This window comes from Nocardia spumae, from assembly GCF_020733635.1.
GTDB lineage: Bacteria > Actinomycetota > Actinomycetes > Mycobacteriales > Mycobacteriaceae > Nocardia > Nocardia spumae.
Map to the genome: position 1 here is coordinate 1 of NZ_JAJFZL010000004.1, position 19,307 is coordinate 19,307.

18 protein-coding genes and 3 tRNA genes are annotated in these 19,307 nt (G+C 64.0%); 5 read left to right on the top strand and 16 right to left on the bottom strand.

The features are described from left to right. Window positions 1-58: 58 nt before the first annotated feature. The 3 genes from LKD76_RS32250 to LKD76_RS31545 form a co-directional block, all read right to left on the bottom strand. Window positions 59-520 (bottom strand): sigma factor-like helix-turn-helix DNA-binding protein, encoded by a 462-nt coding sequence (locus tag LKD76_RS32250; protein WP_308188914.1) that lies wholly within the window; start codon window positions 518-520, stop codon window positions 59-61. Between the two features lie 106 nt (window positions 521-626). Beyond that, entirely contained in the window at window positions 627-800 is a 174-nt protein-coding gene (locus LKD76_RS32255) for a sigma factor (RefSeq protein WP_308188915.1), read from the bottom strand. A 98-nt stretch (window positions 801-898) separates the two neighbouring features. Beyond that, window positions 899-983, bottom strand: a tRNA-Ser gene (locus LKD76_RS31545). A gap of 191 nt (window positions 984-1,174) precedes the next feature. On the opposite strand from LKD76_RS31545, the gene LKD76_RS31550 reads away from it, so the two are divergent. Further along, window positions 1,175-2,170: an alpha/beta hydrolase gene (locus LKD76_RS31550; protein ID WP_372465957.1), complete on the top strand. Its 996-nt coding sequence runs from the start codon at window positions 1,175-1,177 to the stop codon at window positions 2,168-2,170. Between the two features lies 1 nt (window position 2,171). Here LKD76_RS31550 and hisC read toward each other — a convergent pair whose 3' ends face one another. Beyond that, window positions 2,172-3,251, bottom strand: a complete 1,080-nt coding sequence (gene hisC / locus LKD76_RS31555) for a histidinol-phosphate transaminase (RefSeq protein ID WP_227978850.1) — start codon at window positions 3,249-3,251, stop codon at window positions 2,172-2,174. 172 nt (window positions 3,252-3,423) lie between these two features. Here hisC and LKD76_RS31560 point away from each other — a divergent pair, with 172 nt between their 5' ends. From LKD76_RS31560 to LKD76_RS31570, 3 genes are all read left to right on the top strand, one after another. Then, window positions 3,424-4,266, top strand: coding sequence for a dienelactone hydrolase family protein (locus LKD76_RS31560; protein WP_227978849.1), 843 nt, complete (start codon window positions 3,424-3,426; stop codon window positions 4,264-4,266). 86 nt (window positions 4,267-4,352) lie between these two features. After that, window positions 4,353-4,442: transfer RNA gene (locus LKD76_RS31565), tRNA-Ser, on the top strand. A 42-nt stretch (window positions 4,443-4,484) separates the two neighbouring features. Further along, window positions 4,485-4,557 (top strand) — tRNA-Arg (locus LKD76_RS31570). Between the two features lie 72 nt (window positions 4,558-4,629). Here the strand turns inward: LKD76_RS31570 and LKD76_RS31575 are convergent. From LKD76_RS31575 to LKD76_RS31620, 10 genes are read right to left on the bottom strand one after another with little or no spacing between them, the layout of a single operon-like run. Further along, a complete protein-coding gene (locus LKD76_RS31575) occupies window positions 4,630-5,847 on the bottom strand; it encodes a site-specific integrase (protein ID WP_227985615.1) in 1,218 nt (405 codons plus the stop codon). A 4-nt stretch (window positions 5,848-5,851) separates the two neighbouring features. Beyond that, entirely contained in the window at window positions 5,852-6,025 is a 174-nt protein-coding gene (locus LKD76_RS31580) for a helix-turn-helix domain-containing protein (protein WP_104393914.1), read from the bottom strand. 10 nt (window positions 6,026-6,035) lie between these two features. Next, window positions 6,036-7,748: a replication initiator gene (locus LKD76_RS31585; RefSeq protein ID WP_227985623.1), complete on the bottom strand. Its 1,713-nt coding sequence runs from the start codon at window positions 7,746-7,748 to the stop codon at window positions 6,036-6,038. A 29-nt stretch (window positions 7,749-7,777) separates the two neighbouring features. Then, entirely contained in the window at window positions 7,778-8,452 is a 675-nt protein-coding gene (locus tag LKD76_RS31590) for a hypothetical protein (RefSeq protein ID WP_227985616.1), read from the bottom strand. Beyond that, entirely contained in the window at window positions 8,449-8,604 is a 156-nt protein-coding gene (locus LKD76_RS31595; protein WP_227985617.1) for a hypothetical protein, read from the bottom strand. The genes LKD76_RS31590 and LKD76_RS31595 overlap by 4 nt, the downstream gene beginning before the upstream one ends. Then, window positions 8,601-8,774 carry a hypothetical protein gene (locus LKD76_RS31600; RefSeq protein ID WP_156769674.1) on the bottom strand — a complete coding sequence of 58 codons (174 nt, stop codon included), beginning with the start codon at window positions 8,772-8,774 and terminating at the stop codon, window positions 8,601-8,603. The genes LKD76_RS31595 and LKD76_RS31600 overlap by 4 nt, the downstream gene beginning before the upstream one ends. Continuing rightward, window positions 8,771-9,061, bottom strand: a complete 291-nt coding sequence (locus tag LKD76_RS31605) for a hypothetical protein (RefSeq protein WP_227985618.1) — start codon at window positions 9,059-9,061, stop codon at window positions 8,771-8,773. The genes LKD76_RS31600 and LKD76_RS31605 overlap by 4 nt, the downstream gene beginning before the upstream one ends. Continuing rightward, window positions 9,058-10,389 (bottom strand): FtsK/SpoIIIE domain-containing protein, encoded by a 1,332-nt coding sequence (locus tag LKD76_RS31610; RefSeq protein ID WP_227985619.1) that lies wholly within the window; start codon window positions 10,387-10,389, stop codon window positions 9,058-9,060. Before LKD76_RS31610 ends, LKD76_RS31605 begins: the two co-directional genes overlap by 4 nt. Next, entirely contained in the window at window positions 10,386-10,661 is a 276-nt protein-coding gene (locus LKD76_RS31615; protein ID WP_227985620.1) for a hypothetical protein, read from the bottom strand. The genes LKD76_RS31610 and LKD76_RS31615 overlap by 4 nt, the downstream gene beginning before the upstream one ends. A 24-nt stretch (window positions 10,662-10,685) precedes the next feature. Further along, complete coding sequence (locus tag LKD76_RS31620; protein WP_227985621.1) at window positions 10,686-11,297, bottom strand: DUF2637 domain-containing protein; 612 nt, start codon at window positions 11,295-11,297, stop codon at window positions 10,686-10,688. A 1,549-nt stretch (window positions 11,298-12,846) separates the two neighbouring features. Here LKD76_RS31620 and LKD76_RS32410 point away from each other — a divergent pair. Continuing rightward, window positions 12,847-13,077 (top strand): winged helix-turn-helix domain-containing protein, encoded by a 231-nt coding sequence (locus LKD76_RS32410; RefSeq protein ID WP_227985624.1) that lies wholly within the window; start codon window positions 12,847-12,849, stop codon window positions 13,075-13,077. A gap of 2,686 nt (window positions 13,078-15,763) precedes the next feature. Here LKD76_RS32410 and LKD76_RS31630 read toward each other — a convergent pair. Both LKD76_RS31630 and LKD76_RS31635 read right to left on the bottom strand, forming a co-directional pair. Continuing rightward, window positions 15,764-16,453, bottom strand: coding sequence for a helix-turn-helix domain-containing protein (locus LKD76_RS31630; protein ID WP_227985622.1), 690 nt, complete (start codon window positions 16,451-16,453; stop codon window positions 15,764-15,766). 21 nt (window positions 16,454-16,474) lie between these two features. Beyond that, window positions 16,475-16,963, bottom strand: a complete 489-nt coding sequence (locus LKD76_RS31635; protein WP_227985587.1) for a hypothetical protein — start codon at window positions 16,961-16,963, stop codon at window positions 16,475-16,477. Window positions 16,964-19,307: the final 2,344 nt, after the last annotated feature.

Sequence of the window (19,307 nt, forward strand, 5' to 3'; positions counted from 1 at the left end):
CTCGCAGACCCACGATCACCAGCGCGGGTACGCCGTGACCACCCCGCGGCGAACAGACTCAGGCACGACCGCCGATCTGCTCCCACTTGTGCTCGGTGGGCTCGAACAGCCGGCGCAGGAATCGCGCCACCGCAGCGCGCCGGTGACCGATGCGGACAGCGACGTCACCACGCCACCACCGTCGCCCGCGCTCACCGCGTCGTCGGTCAGCAGCCGCACCAGCGAGTCGGTGTTGCCGCTGAGCGTCGCGGCAGGAATTCCTCGACGACCTTGCGGGCCGAGACCGCATCGACCTCGCGGCGGGTCGGTCGTCGGCCATATGTTGTTTGGCGCGCCGGTAGATCTGATAGCAGTTGGACTCGGTGAGATCGACGATTTCGGCGATCTCGTTGTGCGCGTAGCCGAATGCCTCGCGTAGCACGTACACGACGCGCTCCCTGGCCGACAGCCGTTCCATCAGGGTGAGCATCGCGATCGATACCGATTCACGTTGTTCGACGGTGTCGGCCGGGCCGGACATCGGGTCCGCGGCAAGATCGGCTCGGGCAACCACTGACCCACGTACGCCTCGCGCCTCACCCGTGCCGACGCGAGCTGGTTGAGACAGATATTGGTGAGTACCTTCGTCAACCACGCCTCGGGCGTCTCGACGTACCGCGATCGGCGGCGTGCCACCGTACGAACGCATCCTGCACCGCGTCCTCGGCATCGGTCGCCGAACCCAGCAGGCGATACGCGATCGCTTCCAAACGCGGCCTGGCGTCCTCGAACACCTGGCCCTCGCGCACACCGGTCGACATGAGTCGAAATTAATCGCCGTCGGCCGTGACCTCCAACCGCCTGTTCCATCCCGCGGCAACCAGGACCGCGGCGGAGCACGGAAAACGGGAGGCACCCGCGGTGGGTGTGGGATTTGAACCCACGGTGGCGTGAACCACGACGGTTTTCAAGACCGTTCCCTTAGGCCGCTCGGGCAACCCACCTCGTTCCGGGCGGGCCCGGAACGGTGTCTCAGCCTACTGGCGGAGGTGGGCCGATGCCGAATCGGCCGGATACGCCAGCGCGCCACGCTCGCCAGTTTTCGACGCCCCGCTCTGCCTCTGGCAGGATGACGGCCATGGATCGTCGCCGGATACGGCGTCGGCTGCCCGGCGTCGCCATCGCCGCACTCCTGATGTGTGCGGCGATGTGCACGGCTCCGCTGACAGCCGCCGCGCCCGCACCACCGGCCGATTCCGGCTCGGCAGAGGGACCGGCTCCGTCGGTGGACACTCCACCGCCCAGTGCCGCGTCGGTCGATCGTGTCGAGCAGATCACCGACCGCCGGGTGCGAGTATTCGTGCGGTCACCCGCGATGGCGCGCACGCTGCCGGTGGAGGTGCTGCTGCCCGCCGACCGCAGCCGTCCCCGCCCGACGGTGTATCTGCTCGACGGCCGCAGTGCCAGCAACGATTACAACAATTGGACCGAACGCGGCGGTGCGGTGCAGTTCTTCGCCGACAAGGACGTCAACGTGGTGCTCACCATCGGCGGCCCGGCGGGCTACTACACCGATTGGCAGCAGCCGGACCCGGTGCTCGGCACCAACCGGTGGGAGACATTCCTCACCCGCGAACTACCGCCGCTGATGGACGCGACCTTCGAGGGCAACGGCCGCAACGCCGTCGAAGGCGTGTCGATGGGCGCCGAGGCCGCGATGATGCTGACCATGCGCCACCCGCAGCTGTACCGGGCGGTCGCGGCCCACAGTGGTTGTTATGCGATGGGGTCGGATATCGGGCAGGCGCAGGCCCGCGCGGTGGTCCGCACCTATGGCGGCGAGCCGGACAACATGTTCGGCAAGCAGGACGATCCGGACTGGCTCGCCCACGACGTGATGATGCACGCCGATAGCCTGCGCGGAACTGCGATCTACCTGTCCGCCGGATCCGGTATGCCCGGACCCTACGATGGTCCCGGCAATCCCGAGGCGGCGTCCGCGATCGGATTCGGCGGGCCGCTCGAGGCGGGCGCCAACGCCTGCACGATGGCCCTGGCCGATCGCCTGGAACGCATGCAGATTCCGGCCGATGTCGACCTGGAGAAGGTCGGCACGCACTCGTGGCCGTATTGGAAGGACGAGTTGCCGCGGGCCTGGCCGACGCTCGCCGGCGCGCTGGGTACCCGCTGACTCAGCCGGCGAAGCGCGCGACGGTCTCCGCGGCGGTCGCGAAGGCCAGGAACAGGTCGTTCTCGTGTGGATCGCCCGCGGTGATCCGCACGCCGTCGGTTCCATAGGGCCGCACCAGAACTCCGGCCTCGGCGCTGGCCGCGCCGAAGTCCGCGCTGTCCGCGCCCAGCGGCAGCCAGACGAAATTGGCCTGGGTGGGCGGTACCCGATACCCGGCCGCCAGCAGCGCTTCCCGCATCCGATCGCGCTCGGCCACAACATGATCGGTGCGGTCGAGCAGTTCGCCACGGGCCTGCAGGCAGGCCACGGCCGCGGCCTGAGCCAGCCGGTTCACGCTGAACGGAACATGCACCTTGAGCAGTGCGGTGATCGGATCGGGATGACCGACGGCGTATCCGACGCGCAACCCGGCTAGTCCGTAGGCCTTCGAGAAGGTCCGCAGCGCGACCACATTGGGGCGATCGCGGCCGAGTTCCACCCCGTCGGCGCGATCGTCGGCCGGCAGCCGCAGATATTCGTAATACGCCTCGTCGAGCACGACCAGCACGTGCTCGGGAATCGCGTCCAGGAAGCGGACCAGGTCACGCCGTCCGTAGGCGGTTCCGGTCGGGTTGTTCGGATTGCAGACGAAGATCAGCTTGGTCCGATCGGTGACCGCGGCCGCCATCGCGTCCAGATCGTGGGCGTACTCGTCGTTCAGCGGAACCGGCACCGCGGTGGCGTTGCCGACCTGGGTGAGGATCGGATAGGCCTCGAACGAGCGCCACGCGAACATCACCTCGTCCGCGGGGGACGTACAGGTGATCTGAACCAGTTCCTGGCACAGCGCGACGCTGCCGCATCCGATGGCGATATTCGCGACCTCGACACCGTGGAAGTCGGCGAGGGCTGCTCGAAGTTCGCCCGAGGAGTTGTCCGGATACCGGTTGATGAGTTCGGCCGCTTCCGCGATCGCTTTGGCGACACTCGGCAGAGGCCCGGCAGTGGACTCGTTGCTGGCGAGTTTCACCGCACCCGGGTTGCTGCGACCTGGAGCGTAGGCCGGGATGGACTCGAGGTCCGGACGAATACGAGCACTCACCCCATCACCCTAATTGTTCGCCGCACCGGGCCGTTCCCGCGGCCGTCCGACGGGCGCTCCCGCCGATCCGGCACTTCGGAACCGTCTGGGCGGTATGTCGGAATTTTTCCGGGAAATGGGTACTTACGTGCAACTTCTCCCGAATGTGATGCCCGCGAATTACCCTGGTTTCATGTCGGGCATCTATCGAGACGAGGCACCATTGCGCGACAACGGGCAGGTTGTGGATGGCACTCGGCCACAGGAGGCCGGGGGGCGAGTGCCGATCACGGTGATGGAGCCGGAGGGCAACGCCCGCGGCGGCATCGTCGTGCTCCATGAATCCCGCGAGTTTGCCAATGTATTGCTGGATATGATGAAGTCGCTGTCCGGCGAGGGTTGGATCATGGTGGCGCCCAATTTGTTCCACCGGTTCGACCGTCCGGAGGCGAACGTCGGCGCCGCATCCGGAGGGCTCGACGGGGTCGCGCCGGGGACGCGGGCTGTCGACGGGGGACCCGCCGGGGCGACGGCCACCGCCGTACCGGAGCAGGTGTTCGGCGCGGACCTGTTCGCCGACTTCGACGCCTGTTTCGACTGGCTGGTCGGCCGGGGTGTCTTCGCCGACACCATCGGCGTACTCGGTTTCGACAACGCCGGCACCGCGGCCCTGCTGGTGGCGACGAACCGGCCCATCGGTGCCGCCGTGAGTGTCGCCGCGCCCGGCATCGTCGAGCCGCTCACCTCGGAGGCGACGGCACTCGTGCACGCCGCGCCCCGATTGCAGGCCCCGTGGCTCGGCCTGTACGGCGACGACGATCCCGCCACCCCGTCCGACCAGGTCGAGCGACTCCGGGACGCGGCGGCCCGGGCCATGGTCGCCACCCTGGTGGTCAACTACCCGGGGCTGCACCATCGGCCGGACCACCCCGGCTTCGAGATGAGCGACTTCGAGCAGCTCGCCGAGGAAGAGAAGCGAATGCTGATCGACGCGCAGACCCGGATCTTCGACTGGTTCGACAGTCACCTGCGCTGACCAGCCGTTTTGCGTACTGGCGGGTTGCTCTGTACTCTTGCCTCTCGGCGGTTCGAAAGGACCGGCGCCCTCGAAAGAAGGCTCCAGGAGGCGTGCCAGAGCGGCCGAATGGGACTCACTGCTAATGAGTTGTCCCTTCACGGGGACCGGAGGTTCAAATCCTCTCGCCTCCGCCACGCCCGGGTAACCGGGCACACAACTGAACACGGTAAGACCCTGCGCCCGTAGCTCAACGGATAGAGCATCTGACTACGGATCAGAAGGTTGGGAGTTCGAGTCTCTCCGGGCGCGCAGAAAAGAGCCCCCGAGCTGCATCAGCAGATCGGGGGCTCTTTCCTTCCAAGATCATCGAGGTGAAATCCCTCACTTTCCCCTTATATTCGAATCCGTACTTTCCTTCGCGTACCGGTCGAGGACCTCGCGAACATCCGGACCGTGCGTGCGCCGTTCGACGTAGTGGTGCTCGGTCGTCGCGAGCTGAGCGTGGGACAGCTGGGCTTGTGCCTGCTCGACTCCGAGGCCGTCGCGGATCACCGTTCCCACGGTTCGCCGCAGCGAATACGGAGTGACCCACTTCAGGTCATCGGGCAGTGCAGCACGCAGAGACCGCCGAAGGTTGTTCAGGCTCATCCACTCGCCGTCGCGATTCGGAAAGACCGGCTTGTCCGCGAGAGTCTCCAACGATTCGAGATCCTTGCTCGCTTCACCGAGCAGCTGAGCCAGCGCTTCGACAGCCAGCGATGGCAATACGACCGTGTGATCGGGCGCATCGCCCTTCCGAGAATCCTGCCGACGCAACGACTGACCTTTGACCTTGCCGTGATCGATCACCGTGCCCGCGACCGTCATGACTGGCGGATCGGACAGCAGATCGACATCCGACCAACGAAGCCCGAGCACCTCATTCGGCCGGCACCCGGTCGAGCCCATCACATCGACGAACGGAGGCAACAGACGTCCTGGTCGTGGACCGGAAACGTGTTCACGTTGGGTGTACGCGACCACCGCCGCGCGAACCCTCGCGAACTCGTCCACGGTCAAGGCACGCACCGGCGTCTTCTTCCTCGTATTACGCGATGTCTCTCGGAGCGGATTGACCGCCAGCACGTCATGCCGGACAGCCATCGCGAACATGCCGGTGAGTGCCACCCGGAGAAACTTGGCCTGACTCATCGCCGACTCAGCCACGATCCCGAGGTGGCTTTCAGCGCGACTGGTCGGGAATTCTCGGACCCGCAGTTCACCGATCTGCTTGGCGCCGTGCTTGTCCCATGCACGCTGGTATTTGTCGACGCTTTGGCGCTTCAGCCCGGCTTTCTCCTTGCTCGCGATCCACAACGCGAACAGCTCGGCGAGCGTCGTACGCTCCGTTATCACCGTGCTCGCAGAGGGCGAGGTTCGGGTTTTCAAGTGCCGCTGGAGATTGCGCCGGGCATCTTCTTCGCTTCGCCCACTGCGCTCGACCTGGCGGCGCTTCCCGTCCTGATCGCGAACGTAGGTGCTCGCGGTGAACTTCTCCGGCCCGGCCTGAGTGACGGAGATCTTGCCCCACTCGCCGGGGGCCATCCGCTGTCTGGGCATGACGCTATGCCGCCTGGTCCAGAGCGTCGATGTAGTCGGCCACCGCCTGTTCGCTGACAAACCGGCGCCGCCCGACTTTCACCGAGCGCAGCTCACCGGAGCCGATCAGTTCGTAGTACTTGCTGTGCCCGATCGGGATGAGCTTGCGAACTTCCGCCTCATTCAGAAGCTTGGACATGAAACCCCTCCTATGCTGCGTTGTGGATTGCCGAAACTTGTTGTGTGCCTGGTGGTCCCGCTGCCAGGCGAGCGTTTTCGTATTGAGCGCGCCATTTGATCCGTTGAGCGATCGAGGCCATGACCAGGTGCTCGCGAGGTGGCACGTTCCTGTCTCCCGGCTCGACCGGTTTGACGATCAGCCGGGACGTATCCGGTTTCTGAATGCCGACCTGGGCGAGAAGTTGCCGAACAAACTCGGCGCGGTCGGCCTTGTGATCCGGGAGGGTCTTTCCGGTCCAGCGGCGCGAGACCAGGACACGACGACCGCGCAGGCCGAGGGTGTCTCGGCGGTGGGCTTTGCCCTTGCAACGGCCCGGCTGGGTCTTGTCGGTGGCCCCCTTCGGATTGATGCCGTAGCGCAGCCAGACACCGCAGTTCGGTGAGCACGGTGTCTTGCACAGTTCCGCGTGGAGCCGGTCGTAGTGGTCGGCGGCGCGAGCGGTCTGGGGCTCGATCACTTCAGCGATGGATTTGGTGAGGTATTTGGTCAGGTAACCGACGTGCCGGGATGCTTCCTCACTGCCCCCGAGTACGCCCTTGATGTCTTTCGGGTCGATCTGTTTGCCGAAGGTCACCACGTGGGCGGGTTCGAAGTTGTCGACCGTATCGAGCACGTCCATGGCTTCGTCCCACGTCGGTAGGGGCTCGGCGGTGTCGGGGTCGACGAATCGGCCGGCGGTGTAGTCCCAGACCGGCATGTGCCCATCGGTGTACTGCTCGTTGTCGGGGTCGAAGTGCGGCCACCACACCTGGTGGTAGGTCGCGGCCGCGATCTGCAGAATCAACGCCCTGGGGTCGGTGCCGCGCACAGCCATGTGAATATGTGGTGCTCCGCGCTTCTGTGGCTCTACCGTGGCGAAGTACTGAATGTCGCGGCCGGTCGCGCGGCGGTAGTTCTGTACGAACCGGTCGAACAGCGCCGGGAAGAACACGATGTCCCGGGCGGCGCGTCGGTAGTCGTAGCTATCGGGGTCAGCGGCCGATCCGTCCGAGCACGGTTTGCCGTCCGCGTTGGTTGCACCGTCGCGGTTGATCTTGCCGTAGGAGTCCAGCGTGAGAGTGATGAACATTGAGGGCCGGTACTTGCCCGCGTATTGACGGCCGATCGTGGCCTTGTCGATCTTCTTGCGTGGCAGATCAGGGACGTCCTGGCGGCGTCGGGTGGACCGTTTGCGCTCCGATTTCGGCTCGGGATCCAGCGCCGGAAGACGCCCGCGCACACCGGTTTCGCGCAGATCCGCATCCACGTCCGAGACCACTTCACGGATGCCGTCCATCATGTCCTGATCGCCGGACGCCTTGGCTTCCTGGTAGTTGGTCATCAGGCTTGCGCGAGTCTCGACCAGCTCCAACTGGTGTTGGGTGGGGTCGCGTTTGATGTCGACGGGTTCGGTTTCGATGTGCCAGCCTTCGTGGGCCTGCTGCATCCGAAGGGAGCGAGCCTTGGCCGCGCACGAGGGGCACACACTTTCCAGCGTCGATTTGCAGGGGGCACCAACGTATTTCGTATCCCCGGTATCGCGGTCATAGGTGTACATCGGAATCGGGCGCCGGCACTCGCCGTATTTGTCGGCGGCGGCCTGGGCGATCTCGTGCAGGTTCGGAATTGAGCGGCGATCGGCGGCGGTGTCCCGGACAGGGCCGAGGGAGGCCGGATCGGTGTCAGGCTGTTGGTCTGTCATGGTCTGGCCTCCCTCGAGGTTGGTGGGTTTCACGCGGCGTTTCCGCCTTCCTGACGGGGCAGCCCGCCCAGTCCGCCGGGGATGTGTGCGAATGGGGCAGAAATCGGCTTAGCGAGCGAATCAGCGCGCCGGAAAGCCAGTTCCACGCGAGCCGGGCCGGTGATGCTGACGCGGCATTCCTGCGCCCCGAACGCATGCGCCAGATGGCTTGCGCGGTTGGCCCAGTCGTCGGGGCACTGACCGGGCAGCATCGCGACTCGCACGGTGTCGATGGCCGTCCCGATGTCGATGCCCAGCAGCCGCGGAATCTTCACCGCTGCGCCGAGGTCGTCACGGGCCGACAGGCTGCAATCGTCCAGCCGTGCTGACCACTGCCGCCGATACCGGAACCAGGACAGAAACCGCGACCGGGCACGGCGAGTGATCCAGCGGGAAAACGATTCCGGAGCCTTCACCCGCCACAGGGCCAGCGCAGCGACCGAGGCCATTGTCATGCCGAGGGCCGGGAGCCAGCCGTAGAACCAGAAAAGGCCGGCCACCGCAGCGATCGGCAGCGACACCATCGGGAACAGCAGCGCCCACCAGGCCGCTAGGAACACCGCGATCACCGCCCAGCCGATCAGGGCGAGAAACAGGGTCGCGAGGTCCTCTACCGGGTCGCGGCGGGTCCGGACCGTGGTGGTGGTTTTGGTCGTGGTGCTCACTGCTTCACCTCGGATTCGTCGAACAGCCCCAGCTCACTGGGGCGCTGCCTGCGCGGGAGGTCTTTGACCTTGCGGCGTTTGGTCTTTCGCACCTGATCGGCTGCCGCTTGCACGATCGGATTCACTTGTGGTGCTTCATGTTTGGTGTTCATGCGGCCCAGTCCCCTCCGTCGGGGTCGTAGCCGTGGCCGAATACCTCTCCGGTTTCGGCGAGGATGTTCACCGCGATGCCGATGGGGTCGAGTCCGCGGGCTTCGAGCTGGCAGCGGCGACGGCTGTGCAGGTCGATGACGTCGGCGTATTCACTGGTGCGCTTGCTCATTTCGGGTTCTCCTGTTCATCGGGGGCGCCACAGCGGTCGCAGCGGCGAAGGGTGTTCGTGGAGGGGAAGCGGTGGCCGCGCAGGTCGCATTCGGCGGTGATGGCGCAGCCGTCGCAGGTGATGCGGTCCCCGTCGTAGAGCCAGCCGTTACGACCGGCGGCGAGGTAGTAGGCGGCGTGATGGGTGGAGGTGAAGCAGACCGCGTGCCCACCTGCGTCGGTATAGAGGTCGCCGCAGCTGTCGCAGTAGATGACCACGTGGTTTTCGGTGACCATGCCGCGTTTCATGCCGCCACCGGACCCGTGTAGCCGTCACCGGGGATGTCGTCGCCCAGGTCGTCGGGGTCGAAATCGCTGTAATCGGCGGCCGGGGCGAAATCGGTTGCCGGGGAATACATGTCCACGATCGCGTCGGCTTGCTCGTCGGAGATCCAGAACGCACGCACACGCACGAACTCCGTGGTGCCGTCTTCGCCGACATAGCCGACACCGGGCGTGGTTTCGGGGATCTTGTCGCACAACGCGCCCCGGTCCCGCGCTCCTTGCCCGTGCACCATCGCGGTCTGTGTCGGTTCGTCCAGGCGCAGGCCGATGCGGACCGGGAACAGTTGCCGGTTGGGCATCGTCTCCTTGGACGGGTCCTGCAAGGCCGCGATCACCGAGACACCAGCGGCACGGCCCTTGGACTGCAACATGCCCGTCAGACGCCGGAACTCGTTTTGCTCGTCACGGTCGGCATACGAGGACAGCGACGCGGCCTCATCGATGACGATCACGATCAGTGGTTCATCCGGCGAGGGGACCAGCTTGCGGACCCCTGCGGCGCGCATGCGGGCCAGGCGCTCGTCCATCTCGGTCACGGCCTCGCGCAGCATGGCGAGGATGGTGGAGGCGTCGACAGCGAAGCGGACGAACAGCCGGTTTTCACCGCGCCCGAACTCCACACCGCCTTTCGGGTCGGCCATCCACACATCCACGAACCCGGCTTTGATCGCCGGACCGAGGCCGGCCAGGATCGACCACAACACCGAGCCCTTACCCGAGCCGGTGGCACCGGCAAGAAGGATGTGCGAGTACAGGATTCGCAGCAGCCACGGCGTCCCGTCTTCCCGCACACCTACCGGCACCGCTTCCAGGTCGACACCGGCAGCCACCGTGGTGGGGTCGGTGGTGACCGATTCGGCCAGGGTGTCGTGAACGCGGAGTTCCAGCCGCACCCAGCCCGGAGCAGGCGAGGACGCGGTGACCTGCTGCACTCCGACGTGGTCAGCGATGCGGGAGCGGGTGTCGTCGTTGGTCCAGTCGGCCAGGGTTTGCCCACCGCGCATCAGCACGTCGACGGTCAGGCCGTGGCGGGAGTAGTCCCACCACTCGACGCGCGGGAACCCGGTCTCGGCCGAGCCGAGCTTGAGCAGGGAAAACATCAGTTGTGCGTGTGCCGTGGAGGCGAACGACACGATTGCCGGGCGAAGAATCTCCGGTGCCTCGGCCAGTTCGCGTTCCAGGCTCACGGCGGTCGTGGTGGTGGGGCGGCGGCCCCACGGCAAGATGTGTGCCGCGAACACCAGCGCCCCTATCGCCGACGCCGCGACCGGAACCATGTCGACGACGGTCATTGCCAGGGCTCCTTCGAGTTGTCGAGGCCGCACAGCAGCTGACAGCCCTGCACATCGGCCGGAGGCAAGCCCGGCTCGTGGCAGAACATGGTGCAGCCGGAATCCGGAGCGACGAGGGAGGGTTCGTCGTCGCACAACATCACGCAGCCCGGTTTGCCGGTGGCGTGTTCGACAGCGGCCGGAGCCACCTCGTGGCGCGGACCGAACGCCAAGAAGCCGGCCACACCGAGGGCTGCGGCGGTGACGGCGAGGGTGGTAGCACCCACGGTCACAGCGCCAGTGGTTTCCATGACAGATCAGCTCCCGATCGGGACGGACACCGGCAGCAACGGCTGCGCGGGTCGAGAAACAGGAATCGGTTGCGCCACAGCCACCGCAGGCACAGAAGGCACCATCGGGGCAGGCGCGGCAGGTTCGGGCTCCACAGTTTCGCGGTCGTCTTCGGCAGCGGCGGGAGCATCCTGTTCGAACTCGGCCACCGCAGCGGCGGGAGCCGAATCATGTTGGGCGGCACGGAACAGCACTGCCAGGCCGTGGGTGTCCACGAGCAGCGATATCGGGGCGATGGCCGCGACGATCGCGCACAGCCACGCGGGTAGCTCTTTGCCGGCGGCTACGGCGTGGATGCTGTTGCCCGCCACCGACACCAGCGCCCCGACCACCAGAACCCAGGTGAAGAACCTTCGTTCGGCGGATTTGGCCAGGACCAAAGCGCCGGCGGTGGCCTGAACGATGGTGCCGTCGATGATCAGTGGGAACAGCCACGCATCCGACGCCGGAATATGCGCCAGTTTGGCCAGATCCCGCAGCGTGGCGAACGACAGCCGGAACGCGGCAGCGCCGACGCCCACGATCACCAGGACCGCGAACACCCGCGCCGCACGCATTCCCCGCTCAGGCGTGAACATCAGGCAGCCTTCTCCGCTGCCAGCCCGCTCCGCCACCGTCGTGCTATCAGGATCTGCGGCAGCTGCCTCAGCGATGGGTGCGGCTCCTCGAGCGACAGATACAGCCGCGCATACCCGATGGCCTCTCGTGGTTCATCTCCACGCTCACCGAGGCCCGGATCGGCCCCGATGGCGGTTGTCGCGCGCCGGGCCGTACTCGGCCTCGGTGCCATCGAACTTGCTGATGTGTGCGCTGATGAACGGACACGGCGATTCACGCAGCCTTCGCGTCGCCACGCGCCGGACGGTCGCACCCCGGATCGGCCGCGGGGACTTTGGCGCCGGAGTTGTCGCCCGCGATGCCGGTAGCCCGCACCGTCCAGCCCAGGGTCTTGACTCGCCCTGACCGGTGACCTTCGGTTGAAGGGTCACGTTCTCGCGCACGATCGAGCGCATGCCGGGCAGCACCTCCGGAGTCGAGGGCACCGGAGCCACGTCGGCCAGGAAGATCCCCTGAATGCTCGACTTCTTCGGGTTGTCTCGGCGGGTTGGTGGCGGTGGCCCTTCCCACCTGCCGCAGACCCGTCCACCGGTCGACCTTCTGACGAGCCGGAGCGTTGCGGTTCTGGTTGTACTCGGTGTCCGGCTCGATCTCCGCGACCCAGGACGAGGCCCTTCTCGAAGGCTTCGTTGAACGCGACGTTGAAAAGCAGATCTTTGAGCGCCCATGACTGAATCTCCTTTGCGTCTGGGTTCATTCGAATCTCGCCTCACTCGGTAGCGGCGCTGGATTCATCGTATACGTAGTTGCGTATACGCACAAGGAATTTGGTATAGAAGGCGAGAAAGGTCAAACCTCGCTGGTCAGCGCGGCGAAAACTGTCTTGTCCGTATACGTATCTTCGTATACGCTGAGCGATGTAAGACGCTATCGCCGACCGGTCGAGAGCTTGCTGCGACGCTCGACACGCGCGCATCACGGACCAAGAAGGTCCGTGCGCAATGAGGTTCCGCCCTACGGCCCTCTCGCCGTGGCATCGACCCCGATGTCCCCGTCGCCGCCAGACTGGCTCGTGCCAGGTCCAGCGCCTGGCGAGGCTCTGGGCTATGCCGCCTCATTTGCCGGCGAGTTCGTTGTGCCGTTGCCCTGCTCAGGTCCGCGCGGCCGACGTCGATGCGGTGATCGTCCCTACGGCAAGCCACCTGGCCCCGCTAACCCTGACAACCTAAGGGCTTCAGCCGATGTCGAAGCCGACCTACTCGAACCTGTGTTCGCTCGATAGGCGATGCCGCAGGACGTGGACGGCGGGGGTGAACGCGTTGGGACACCCTCGGACTGCTTTCGTGGTCCAGCTCTGACGGCTGTGGGTGTATTGCGCGTTGCGTACTGGCCGGAGCGCCGTCCCTCCGATCGTTCGGCCGATGGGCTGAATGGAGGGTTAGTCGCTACGGGCAACCGGATTCGAATACCTGGAAATTTCGCGCGATACCCAGTGCGATACGGTTTAACGATACGAAGTGCGCTATACTAGTCCCCCGTCCTACGCGCTAGTGATTTCGAATGAAGGGAATGACCTCATGGCGGAACCTGCCTACGTCTCCATCGCTGGGCGAATATGCTCGCCGAATTCGCGGCGGAGAATTGCCGCCCGGAACTCAACTGCCGAGCTATTCGGAAATCGCGGCGCGCAACAATGTCTCCGACATCGTGGTTCGGAAGGCACTCGAGCTCCTTCAGAGCCAAGGGCTCGTCCGGTCTGTGCGCAGGCGCGGAGTGTTCGTATCGGATCGGCCGACCTGATCCGGATCTCGCCCGAACGTCAGATGGAGGACCCGGAAGTGACGTTCGCGAACGAGTCCGACAGCACGTGTTCAGATCGACCGGGCAACGGAGAAGGTGTCGGCACAGAAGCATTGCCGATGCCCTTGGCGTAGCAGTCGGCGAAGAGATCACCCACGTCGTCACCCGCGCCAGCGAAGATGGCCCGGCCGATTTCCGTGTCTGACAGCTAACCAGCCCGTCGACGTAGCGGACACGTCCGACGCTGCCACCCATGAGGAAACGGTGGCGGGACAGCATCCCGGTGCCGTCACACGCGGAGAGGTTGAAGACCACCCCCGGCGACTCGTGAAGACCGGTCCACCAGCGCTACATCACCGCGACAGGACGAGTAATTATGGTCTCGGATGTGTCCTACCCGAGGATCGCTATACGCATTTGTTTTCCGCATGAACCTGAAACCGGAAACTTGAAGCGGCTACCGAGAAATAAAGCTCTGCGCGGCCGCGGTCATCCGACTATGGATGACCGGCGGCTCTTTTATTGACGACCCAGCCCTGAGCCCGATCGGCGAGATTCCCACCAAGAGATGAATCCCGAATCCTCTGATTCGATCTTCCATCGCGAGTCCAGCGCATCGAAAAAGGCTTCATCGCCGGTCTTTCCGCCTTTCGGCTCACCGATGTAGACCAACCGGCGACCGCCGTTCGCCTCGAAGGCCGCCAGTGCATCCGGACGCCATCGTGTTGCCCCATCCAGGCGGCCAACACAGAAACAGGACCTCATCGGCACTGCCACCCGACCGCGCAGCGAACTGCCCCCGAGATCAACCACGATCAGCAGACGTCCGCTTGGCCTTCGGCCTGAGTGAACGACGGATTTTCGGACCGGTCCGGCAGGTTCCGGAGGTCTACGCCGCACACTCCAGACCATGCGCTCGCCAACTGCGCAAGCCCAGGTAACCGGGCGGCCAGCTCCGAGCTCGACTACCGAACGCCATTGCAGAATTGATGCATCCACGCCACGGTCTCCGGCGACGGAATCGCGTAGGCATAGGCGGCCTGCAAGATGGTCTGCGCGAATCCCAGTCGCGCGCTTCCTCGAGGCCTGCCACCGTCCACCACCGGCGCCCCTGACGTTCGGACACCGATGGCCCGACGATGTCCCAGTATGGGTTCGCGCTGATCGAGGGCCCGCCTGTCATGTAATGCACGAGCCGCAAATCGAACGCTGCGTCGGCCCGGTCGTCCCCCGTCCCGGCAGCATCGGCGCGGTATCGAGGTACTCCGCCACCTTCGGATACTCGGCCCGAAGACGCTGTTCGTCCCCTAACAACCCGCCAGTTCTTCACGACGGTCCGCCGTCAGCGCAAGCTCAGCCATGCTCCAAGTCTGTCCGCGGACAGACCTTCTCGGCGAGCAAATGCACTCACCTGCATAGGTCGTTGCCGAATTTGGCTATAGAGATCAAGGGCGGCGCTGGCGCGCGCCCGAGCGGCGCCGCCACGCGGCAGCCCGCGCAACCGCTCGCTGAAAGGACGCCGCTCGCGGCGCGTCGGGCGCGTCGGCGCCGCTCTGGCGACGTGGTAGAACGCCGACTTCCCCTTCTGGCCACTTATGCAACGACGTGGCAGTGCTGGGCGCGACGTCTGCCAGTACCACGGCCGGGCCTCCCGCAGCCGAGGCGACCGAATCGGCCGGCCACCAGCTCAGTCGACCGGCTGTGGTCGCCCTCGGTAGCCGGATACTCCCAGGAAGCTCACCAGGATCTCGGTGCCGGTGCCGACGCAGTTCGGATTCCACACCAGTACGTTCCCGGCGCCCACCGATCCTTCCGCATTGCTATGGACGATCTGCCGAAGGCATACCACCGGCGCAGGGCACTCCAAAGGGCGCTACGCGTCACTTCGTGATGGGCTTCGCCCACCCTTTTCCGCACCCCACACCGGTGGTCTGGACAAGCCCAGATTCGACCACAGCAACGAGGAAGACTCCCGATGAGGCACAACCAATTAACGTCTGCGGAATCCGCGGTTTGCGACGTCCCTCGCCCACCGAAATCCACCCGAAGCCCCGGTTCGGACGGACCACCTACGCTGCCACCCGCACCACGCGCAGGACCTCACCAACCAGGCCGCGCCGACGCATACTATCCCGCAGCCGCCCTACCAAGTGACCCCGGAGGGGGCCATCGGCCCTTCCCACGCCTTCGGCCACCGGCAGCGCCGCGTAGCGAGTCCGCCAACGACGACGATCCGGCCGATCCGCCGGTGCTGGTCACGACCGGGACCTCCGGTCACCCGGTGCGGACGGGTCCCTTCCGTCCGCACCGGGTTTCCGCCAGCAGTTTACGTTGGGTCGCTGCCGAATTCGCCTTATATCTGTAGATAGAAGCAAGTCAGGTTCGGCTACGCGGCCGGTCCGGTATCGCCGTTGGGCCGGACTTCAAACCCAGTACGCCCGTATTCCTTGCCGTCGCTATCCGTGACTCGCCAGCTGTACCGTCCCGGTGACAGCGGTATTACCGGCGTACATTGAACGCAAGCATCCTGCGTTCAGACGGTTCGTCGGCGGTGGCTCTATGTATTGCCCGCAGTGGTTCAGCTGATCTGCCGAAGGTGGCCGGCTCGTCGTTCGCATCGATCAGCTCCGCAACCAATATGAACGTGTGAGCAGTTCGTCTGCTGTGTCCGGATCGTCACGATTGACTACTGACATCGGGGGTGTCGGGTGACGGCACACGACCATTCCAAACCGAGGATGGACTTTGCCACTGGATCCCGCTGGCGGAATCCGCAGTGATCACCGTAATCTTCACGTACCCGCCCAACAGCGTCGGAGATCAGGGGGAGGATGCATGAATGATGCATGAACGACATGGCGATCGAGAATATCGCGCGACGGCGGTGGGAAACGCGATATCGATGCGTGTCTAGGGCACTGACGCCCAGTCGACAGGGCTTTGCCGCGGCAGGTGGTAGTGATCGCCCCTCACCCAGCATCGCGTTTAGCACTGACTGAATGTCGGAGAGTTGCTTTTTCAAACCCGGAGCGCCAACAGTCTCTGGAGGGGCTTCCGCCGCTGCACCCGTTCCGTTGCCCTTCGGATCCACCCACTCGACGTGGTGAGTGACCCGCGCCCCGATGGCGTGCGCATACCGCCGAATCGTTGACAGATGCGGATCTGCCGTCAGCTTCTCGAAGTTTGTGACGACGGACCGATGGCGGCCCATCCTGTCTGCCACCTCCGCGCCTGACATCTTGGCCACAGACTTGCGGATGTGCACCAGTGCTTCAAGCATGTCGTGGTCTGCCTCGACCAAGTCGCGGGCGAGCGCCTCCTCGGGGTCCGACGTATCGATCCCCAAAGCCCTCTCGAGATCGTCGAACGTGCTCATATGTTGAGGTTAACCGCAACATCACGTTCTGTCAGCATATCGGGAGGCAAGCCACACCTTGAATCGGCAGTGGGAGGTCTCTATCTGGCCGGTTTGCAGCTCACCCCACCCTTCCGGATCAAACTCACTGTCCGGCTTACGCCCAGCTCCGAGCCAGACCAAATACGTATGGTCAGGATGTTTGGGTACGCCGGTGTAGACCCGGTAGTGCCATCCCCCGAGGTTGCCGGGACGCGGATGCTTCAACTCCACGACCACGTCTCCAGACCGAACCTCTTGGAACTCCTGCTGACGTACAGAACCGGTGTGAGCGCGTTTCATCAGGCTGACGATTTCCTGGCGCAGCAGCATCTTGTCGGAATCACCTAGGGGGACCGTGCCGTCCGGATTCGGTTCGGACGGTGCGAGCACAGTGATGCGCTGCAACTCGTCGGTGAACGCTTTCGTCCAGTCTGCGTCAGGGCGATCGCCGTACGGCCAAGATCCGTCACCCTCAATCTCCATCGACACCGTCGACCCTCCTGCGGCTACCGGCCGGAAGTGGCGAACGGCCGCTGAACACTTATTATCAGACACCTCCGACATCCAGCCCGGAATAAACGGTGATCGCCCTGGTCGACTTCGGCGTCGAACCATCGGGCAGACAGGAGCCGACGAGTGGCCCAGCCTCCTCATGGCTCGATTGTCTGACTTCGCCACGGCCGAGTAAATGGCGCTTCGCGTCACTGCGTGATGCCTTCGGCCCCATTGACTAGGCCGCCACTCAGTACAGAGCGGCCAGTATGAGGAAGCAGGGCAAGGGAAGTCACCGGGGATGCGAAGTTCAGCCCCGGTGAGGCAGGACATTGATGTCACCACGATGTCACAACTCACTCGGATCTCCCGGACTCTGGCGGACGCAACCCAACGCTCGGGATACATCCAAACCCAAGGTCAAACCCGGGAAAATGCTCCGGGGCTGCCTCCGGAGCAGGAGACCAGATCTCAGCCCAGCGGTATCGGTACGCAGTGAGTACGCAACGCTGCGCAGCGGTGCCCTCTTCGCCCAACGTTGCCGCCCAAAATCCCTAGGTCATGCCTACCGAGCCAACACCAGCTCGCCACCGCAAATGCCGATCCGTCGCAGTTGGGATCGCTTCGGCGTGTCTCGCCTCGATGGTGTACTGCTTGTGACGGGAGATCTCGAGCCACCTATGGTGCTGCTGGTGGGTTTCGGTCGTGTGCCTGACCGGTGAGATGCAGCATCTTTCTCGGTTAGAGCTTCGGTCACGTGGCCGCCCCCCTTAGCGGTCTCGTCTACCGAGCGTCATTTACTGGTGTGCTTCCTTGCCTAACTCGCCCGCAAGGGCACATTCGTTGCTGGGGGGCCCCACGGGGCATTTTGAAAGAAGAAGTTACGGCCAGATGCCTGCGAAGAAGTTGCGCATTCCGCATCCTCCTGAGGTCGCTGCTCGCGTATTGTTCGATGTCGGACCGAACGTGCTGTGTGTGTCGAAACAAGAAGCCGGTGCAAATTCATCATATTGATGATAATCCAAGTAATAATGATTTCGGAAACCTTGCTGTCCTATGCTTCGATTGTCACCGTGAGACTCAGATTCAAGGCGGGTTTGACCGCAAGCTAGATTCTGATCAAGTAGCTCTGTATCGCCGGCATTGGCTTGAGCCGTGTGCGCGCGTATCGTTCGGGTTCGTTCCTATGCGGAAGGAAAGCCTGAAGAGCGGTCGATGAGTTGAAGCTGCGGGAAATACTTGCAAAGCTGGAAGGGAGTTGCTCGGGAACAAGAGGATTGGCTCGCGGTGGCGCGATTGTATAGCCAATCTGGCGATGAACATCTGAGGGATAAGTATGTCGAGCGGTGCACTAGAAAATGATCCAAGTCCATTTTATCAAGTTCTAATAAGGAACGTCCAGGGAATTGCGGAAAATGCTTCCCGAGGATGTTCAGGATCGGCAGTCGAGGAGGTTAGTGATATTGGAGCACTAAGGCTGGAGTGCTTGCGGAAGTAGGGCGTGTACAAAGATCCGCCGAGGTGCTCCTGGGGGGTATTCGGGAGGCGCTGATTGCCGATAACTATTTTACAGCTGGCATACTATATTAAGAATTTGTTGAGCAAATCTGGCCGATGACCTATTCATCCCTGGCGCTCAAAGATTTCATTCGCGTATGACGACCTGTGGTGGCAACTGCGTGTTTTTGAAGAGCTTGGATGGGAGGATGAGGCGAATGAATTGCTGCTGAAGAATGAGCATCGAATTGCAAATTCCGGAGATGCTGTATTTCAGATGAAGCTCGCATCTGCAAAGGGCGTACCGAGGCGTATCTCGCGAAGGTGGTTGAGATCGAGGCGAGGGGGCCGGCGGCCTGGGATACAGCTTCCCAAATTGACGAAGAAGCAGAGGATGGTAACGCTGAGGAATTCTAGACGCGGGTTCGAACGGCCGCCATCAACTTTGACGGCCGTTCGAAACGGAGTCATCAGCAGCCCCCGCCTGCGAAGTGGGCTGAGTGGACGGTGCGGCACGCTGGCACCGGGTGCATCTCCCCAGGGCACGCCTAGTGGGACGCAGAGAGTACGCAGCAGGGCTCACGAAGCCTGACATCTACCCACGGATGCCAACACGAAATACGCACGTAAACCGCGTCTTCGTCATCAGCTCTCGCACGCAAATAGCGCGATAGCTCTTCATCATCAACGTCGTGATCTACTGTCTCGCCAGGGCTACCGTGGGACCCAAAGCCCTGAGCGTCATTACGGTGTCACAGGGTGGGTGAGGCCCATCGGACTCGGACATGAACCGTCGTTACTTTGACCGCACAAACGTCTGCGTACATTGGCGTACCGACCCAGA